The sequence below is a fragment of the Pseudobacillus badius genome, from assembly GCF_002189605.1.
Taxonomy (GTDB): Bacteria; Bacillota; Bacilli; order Bacillales; family Domibacillaceae; genus Pseudobacillus; species Pseudobacillus badius.
Genome location: NZ_MWMM01000013.1, coordinates 66,271 through 72,744, shown reverse-complemented (window position 1 = coordinate 72,744; position 6,474 = coordinate 66,271). Strand labels below are relative to the sequence as shown.

General features: G+C 45.1%; 9 protein-coding genes. 2 read left to right on the top strand and 7 right to left on the bottom strand.

Annotated elements, in window-relative coordinates; genetic code table 11:
* Positions 1–119 precede the first annotated feature (119 nt).
* The 7 genes from B1A98_RS16340 to B1A98_RS16310 form a co-directional block, all read right to left on the bottom strand.
* On the bottom strand, positions 120–1,076 hold the full coding sequence (locus B1A98_RS16340; protein ID WP_063383845.1) for an aminoimidazole riboside kinase: 957 nt from the start codon (positions 1,074–1,076) through the stop codon (positions 120–122).
* Positions 1,077–1,121: 45 nt separating this feature from the next.
* Complete coding sequence (locus B1A98_RS16335) at positions 1,122–1,412, bottom strand: YxcD family protein (RefSeq protein WP_063383844.1); 291 nt, start codon at positions 1,410–1,412, stop codon at positions 1,122–1,124.
* Positions 1,400–1,846: a hypothetical protein gene (locus B1A98_RS16330; RefSeq protein ID WP_063383843.1), complete on the bottom strand. Its 447-nt coding sequence runs from the start codon at positions 1,844–1,846 to the stop codon at positions 1,400–1,402. Before B1A98_RS16330 ends, B1A98_RS16335 begins: the two co-directional genes overlap by 13 nt.
* 34 nt (positions 1,847–1,880) lie before the next feature.
* Complete coding sequence (locus tag B1A98_RS16325) at positions 1,881–2,024, bottom strand: FbpB family small basic protein (protein WP_082028264.1); 144 nt, start codon at positions 2,022–2,024, stop codon at positions 1,881–1,883.
* A gap of 376 nt (positions 2,025–2,400) precedes the next feature.
* Entirely contained in the window at positions 2,401–3,372 is a 972-nt protein-coding gene (locus B1A98_RS16320; RefSeq protein WP_063383842.1) for a cation diffusion facilitator family transporter, read from the bottom strand.
* A gap of 150 nt (positions 3,373–3,522) precedes the next feature.
* Positions 3,523–4,335: a cytochrome c oxidase assembly protein gene (locus tag B1A98_RS16315; protein WP_087903782.1), complete on the bottom strand. Its 813-nt coding sequence runs from the start codon at positions 4,333–4,335 to the stop codon at positions 3,523–3,525.
* Positions 4,332–4,820 carry a DUF2243 domain-containing protein gene (locus tag B1A98_RS16310; protein WP_063383841.1) on the bottom strand — a complete coding sequence of 163 codons (489 nt, stop codon included), beginning with the start codon at positions 4,818–4,820 and terminating at the stop codon, positions 4,332–4,334. Before B1A98_RS16310 ends, B1A98_RS16315 begins: the two co-directional genes overlap by 4 nt.
* A gap of 300 nt (positions 4,821–5,120) precedes the next feature.
* Between B1A98_RS16310 and B1A98_RS16305 the strand changes: the two genes are divergently transcribed.
* A complete protein-coding gene (locus tag B1A98_RS16305; RefSeq protein WP_063383840.1) occupies positions 5,121–5,327 on the top strand; it encodes a hypothetical protein in 207 nt (68 codons plus the stop codon).
* A gap of 456 nt (positions 5,328–5,783) precedes the next feature.
* Entirely contained in the window at positions 5,784–6,350 is a 567-nt protein-coding gene (locus tag B1A98_RS16300; RefSeq protein ID WP_063383839.1) for a DUF2238 domain-containing protein, read from the top strand.
* Positions 6,351–6,474: the final 124 nt, after the last annotated feature.

The following is a 6,474-nucleotide window of genomic DNA, read 5'->3' as shown; positions in this document are numbered from 1 at the left end:
AGGCAAAATTAAAGGGCATGAGCCCGGTTGATTATCGGAATCATGCCCTTGAGGCAGCCTAACATTTGTGTCTAACTTTTTGGGTTCAGATCATTCCGGCAGTTGTTTTTGTTTTTTTCTTATCTTCTGCTTTCTCTTATTATCTTCCTGACCTCTTCCAAGGAGGGAAGTGCGGCCATCGCTCCTTTTTGCGAAGCTGCCAATCCTCCCGATATCGAGGCGAAGCGGGCCATATCAGCCGCTTCATCCAGGGTTATGGAAGAAATAGCTTCATTCCGCTCGTTCAATCCGTACAACAAACCCGACATAAAGGCATCCCCAGCCCCCGTCGTATCAACTGTTTCCACTTTCCAGGCGTCTATTTCGGCAACAGCAGCTTTTGTGAATACGATGCTTCCATGCTCTCCCTTTGTCAGCAAAACAAGCGAAAGATCATAGCTGTCTATCCACTGCTTTATGGCTTCTGTATTCGTTCCTCCTGTTAGAAACAAGAGTTCTTCTTCCGACAGCTTTAATATGTCTGCTTCTGCCATCATCGTAAATATCGTTTGTTTAAGCAGCTCTTCATCTTCCCAGAGAGCCAGGCGAACGTTAGGGTCGAACGAAACCATCAATCCATGTTTCTTTGCATAAGCAAGCGCCTTTTGGGTAGCCCCCCTGGCAGGCTCCCTTAACAGCGAGATAGTTCCGAAATGAAATATTTTTTTAGCAATAAACCATTCTTCTCTTATCTCCGATTCCTCCAAAAAGAAATCGGCGCTTTCCTTGATGTAAAAGCTGAAGCTGCGCTCTCCTTTTTTGTCCAAAGTAACGAACACCAGGCCGGTCCGATGAGTATCTGTGAAAATAAGAGAGGCAGTATCTACCTGATAGGCAGCCAGCGTTTTTTTCAAAAAAGTGCCTAGCACATCGTTTCCCAGCTTCCCGATGAACATAGATTCCATTCCCAGGCGGGCGGCTCCAACCGCCACATTGGCTGGAGCACCGCCTGGGCTTTTTATATAGGTGCTATTTTCGGGGTCAGCTGGAATGAAATCAATCAATGCTTCACCAAGGGTGATCAGTCCGTTTTTCATAAGGAATCTCTCCTTTTCAGTCAAACAGGCACAACGGCGTTTGGCTTACCTGATCCAGGCGATAATGCCTTCGTCATCATCAAGCTCCAGCTCAATTCCAGCCGCAAATGGATCCATTTGGAGCTTCGTATCCAGCCAAAAGCGAATCGCTTCAATTATATTCACCGTGACTAAAATTTGCTTTCGTCCGGCAACATGCGATTCAGCAGAAAAGCCGTAATCATCGTCGAACATTAACTCTATTTCCACCTCATAGGGTGAAACGGCTTTTTTGTCAGAAACATATAAACAAAGAGCATTAATAATATCTTGCTCAGACAGCTTTATCTGTTCCATGAATGATCATCCTTCCGTTTATTTTTGAACAAGGAAACAACAATCTTCCGGATGAGCACCACAATTGCCACGAGAACAATCATATTAATTAAAAAGCCAAGCACAGATCCTAAAATCCCCAGATTGCCAAGCAGACTGCCAAACAGCAAGCCGGCTACACCGCCAAGAAACAGTCCTTTTAGAAGACCGCCTTTGTTTGATTTAGAGGCTGCTGATTTTTTTGAATCCTTCGTCGCTGATTTTTGTTTATTCACTTGCTGGTCTTTGTCCTTCTTTAAAAAGGACGGGCTGCTCCCTGCAGGAGAATTGTAAGATTTTTTCCCTGATTTATACGACTTGGCGCTTGCCGATTGCGGCTGGTGGTCAAACACGTGGCTGATCGGCGCAAAACATAGACTAAAGATAAAAAGTGATGCCATAATTTTTTTCAACATATAAAAAACCCTCCATTTTTTGTTTTTCAATCAATTAAACAGCTTTTTCGTCTTCCATGCGGCTCGTATATTTACTTTCCAGCCTCTTTTCAATTTTTTCAATCATCTTTTCATCCTTCATCAATTCCTCTTTATTCTTGGCCACTAGCTGCTGAAAAGCCAATCGTTTTTTCTTCATGCTTTCCCCTCCTTATTCAATGGATTCCCTGCTGCTTAAAACCATAAGCAGATAAACAAAAAAGCCTGTACCGGATGGCGGTACAGGCTTTGATCGCACAAAAAGACCTATACCGTTTGGTAAGGTCTTGCTAACAACGTTCATCGCTGCCAACAAAGCCGAGAGCTGACCGCTCTGTAATGACGACTTTGCTGTAAAAGCTACTCCCCTTAAAAGGAATATTCAGTTTATACTAATATAATAATCTATGATCGGCGGGGCGTCAAGTGCTAACTTCTGCTTGTTTTTTCAGCAGAGTTGCTAAATTTTTTATCTACTTCGCTCCTTTACACCATTCGCATCTAATCAAAATAAAGGGCGTACCGCACAGCACCTGTTATTGCGGTCCCCCACTCCAAGTAGCTACGTGATCATCCTCGTCGAATTCGATCACAACATCCGTGACATTCGTTATGCTGTTCTTGATATTCGCTTCAATATGGTCCCTTATATCATCAGCTGCTTTGATCTTCATTTCGGGATCTACCTCCAAGCGGAGCTCTATATGGAGATCATCCCCTTCCTTGATAACGTCCAAATCCTGAATATCCCTTATTTCAGGATGCTGCAGCACCCGGGCGCCGATTTTTGCTTGCAGCTTAACGTCTGCCACCCCCAGTACTCCTGCCGCGTTATCTAGAAATATCCGGCCGACAACCAGAATAAGCATCAGGCCGATGACGATAGAAGCATACCCGGTAGCACTATGAAAAGGCGTGTAGGCAGCCAGGATAATAGCCATCATAGCAAGAAGGGCACCGCCAACAGCTACATTATCCTCTAAAAAAACAAGTTTTGTAGCTGGCTTGGCATTCTTCACATGCTTGTAGCTTTCCGGAATAATTTTAAGCCCTTTTACTTTTTCTTGAGGCAAATGCTCGGTAATTTCTTTCATTGCCTTGTAAAGAACGGTTGCCTCCAATACAGCGGCGGTTCCGAGAATGCCAATGTTCAGCCAAAACCAGTCTTTGGAATGAACCGGGCTGGAAATATGATGAAAGCCTTCAACCACTGTTTCATACGCCAATACCCCTACAATTAACACAGCGCCGAGCAGAACTAAATTCACTAAGCGGCCAAACCCTCCTGGAAACCTTTCTGTCGGCTCCTTTTTACTTAATGAGGAACCGATAAAAACAAACAGCTGATTAGCGGCATCGCCAAAACTGTGCATCATTTCAGCAAACATGGCGACGTTGCCCGTGATTAAATAAGCAGCTGTCTTAATCAGTGCAACGATGGTATTTATTACCGCCGCCCATAAAGCTGACCTGCTGCCGGCTTTTAATAACCCTATGAATTCCTTCACTTTGTCCGCTCCTTTCTTCCAGAAGCTTTTTCTATTTTCGTCTGTTCTTATTTCATTCCCCCTAGCGTCTATAATAAAAACGTGAATCTGTTCCAGCAAAAAGAAAAAGTGACGCCATCATCGCGCTTTTGTCACTTTCCTGCTGCCAGGCTATACAGTCTTTGAAACGCTTTCTCCCAAAGACTTGCGCGGGCGGGCAGAACGGTACCAATACAAACAAAGCAAAAAAACAAGGATCATATCGACGGCATCGCCGCCATAATACATGAAGACCCCGCCCACTTTTGCTTGCGCTTCAGCCACACCGGCCGGCGGATGGGCATAAATGTATTTGGATAATATTCCATGGCCGGCGAGCGCAAGGATCAGGACCAGCGCTCGGTATAGGAAGCTCTTTTGATGAGGAATCGGATCAATATAAAGGATGACGGCAGTGAACAAGTAGCCGGCTAAAAATACATGAAAATGGATGAAGAGGTGCAAAAACAGGGATTCGTGCATCGCACGATACAACTCAGTGGTGTAAAGAACCCATAACCCGCCAACGTTCAGGAGAGCGGCCACTGCAGGATCGCTCAGAAGCCGGATGGGCTTGCTTTTTAATAAACGGGCAAGGGCGCGTGCGGCTCCCACCGGCAATGTCCGCAAAATCAAAGTGACTGGCGCGGCCAGCACTAGAAGAAGCGGCGCAGCCATCCCCAATAGTAAGTGTCCGGCCATATGGGCTGTAAAATCCACATGCGCCCGGGCAGCAAGAGGCCCAGTGACCGAGCTCAAAGCCAGCAAAATCCCTGCTACCCAGCAGGCTGTGCGAAAGAAAGGCCACTTTCTTCGATAACGGTTAGACACAGCGACAGCAGCTAGGTATAGACATAAGGCGAAGAGAAATGGGAGCGCCAAAAGCACTTGCGGCGCCGCTTTGGACAGCTGCTCTCCCGCGTAGCAAATATCTGATCCCATCATGAGGAGCGCTCCCGTTTGTTCCGCGTCCGCATCAGCAGGATTCCTCCGACAAGGATCATGGCAAGAGCGGTGAGATTCCAGATCATATCGTACACGATAATGTTTTCGACATATCTAATTTGGTGAATCCTCATCATCTTGTGCTGAATGATCCCATCATATAGCTGAAATCCGCCAGCTCCAAGCAATACACCGCCCCACCATCTGGCAGGCCAGAACCCCTGCTTTCTGCGGAGATCGGCAAGCATAAATAAACCGCCGATTGTCGCGAACCAGCTAAAAGCATGGAAAAAACCGTCGGAAACCAATCCCATCGCTGTTGTTGACTTGTCGTAAAAATGATGCCAGTGAAGCAGCTGATGGAAAACCGCTTCATCAAAAAAGGCAATAAAACCTACGCCAAATAAAAAACCTGACCACACATTTTTGGATAAATAGCCAGAACGGTGCAAATCCACGTTGTCACTCTCTACTTTGGCAGCCATGACGTCCCCCTCCCATTCTTTTGAAATTGATGTTATGTATTCCCATCTTTCCACAAATAAGCCAAGTACAAACAAAAGGATATTACAAATGACAAAAGACAATTTGTCAGATGAGAGTCAAGGACATGTAAAAAAGCGGACACAGCCCATCAACTCCCTCCTGCTCTCCTGAAGCAGAAAAGTACCCGCAGATTGAATAGAAGAATGGTTATTGAATAATAACTGTTCAACATCTATTATTTTAATATTTTTGAAATAATGTTATTATTTGTTAAATACATAATGAAAGGCGGACTTTTCATGCGAAATGAACCTATTTTACCTTACGTTTTAATTGTTCTATCTTTAGCCATATCAACTTACTTTGCTTTTAATACAAAGTCTTTAGTACCTAAAGGGTATGAATTGGCTATTGATGGTTATGTAATATCAAAAACTTTAATGGTGATTTTCACCTTGTACCTATTATCTAAATTAGGCTACTATTTCATAACTAAAAAAGATTAGCCGCTGAGCTGATCTTTTTTTATTTATGGAATGACAAAGATGATCGGCTTCCTCCACGTGCTTCTGCCAAACATGGCGGGTCACCACTTTTTGATGGTCTCTGCTTTCTGTACATGACGCTAAAGCAGGACACAGCCTGAAAAGATGTTTAGGTGATTCATTCCCTTCAAATAAGCATCATTATACAGCTGCCCTCTGTTTGTACATCCTGTTGATTGAAATGGAAGGCGCGAAGACTCCGGCGGGATCAGCGGGACAGGCGAGACCCCGCAGGTGCCTTGCACCGAGGAGGCTCGCCGCCCGCCCCGCGGAAAGCGAAGCAGCCTGGAATAGAAATCTACAGACCCATCCGCAGTCTGAAAAGATTAGCCGCTAGGCTAATCTTTTTTATTTTAGCTGGTAAATCACACAGGAATGGACATACTGTTAAGAACTTCAATAAATGAGGCGATAGAAATGAAAAAGAAAGCGATATGGATCTTGAGCATCCTTTTTACTCTTTTAGTAGTTGGCGGCTCCGTCGTCAACTACATAAATGGTGCTTCTTTTGACTGGACTGATATGCTGGGAAGAGTTTTAACTAGCGCCCTGCCCTTGCTGCTTCTGTTTTGCAAGCGGATTCCATTCAGTTTGCCGCTTATAGCCGGCTACTACCTTTTGCTGTTCAGCACCTTTTTCCTCGGAGCCATGCTGCGCTTTTATGACCGGTTCTCTTGGTGGGATACAGCCACTCATTTTCTCGGAAGCGCCTTTATGGCTTTCATGGCCATCGCTTTATACAAATGGTACATCCCTGAATCAGCAGAACGCCATGTTTCGTCTTGGCTCATTTTTCTATTTGTTTTATCCTTCTCCATCACTTCCAGCGTCATGTGGGAAGGCGTGGAATTTGTCGGCACGCTGATCGGCGCATTGGAAAGCGACAGCAACAAAGACACAATGACCGATTTGTTTTCAGGAATGGCAGGAGCGCTGATCGTTGCTGGGTATGCCGTGTTTCAAAAAAAATCCATCGCCAAATAAAAAGGAACCACCTGAACAAACATCAGGCGGTTCCTTTTTATTCTCAAAAATAGGCGGACGCTTGCCGCAGACATGACTTCAGCGCCTCGGATACAGTGCCGGGCATTATTAACGCCCAGACGAA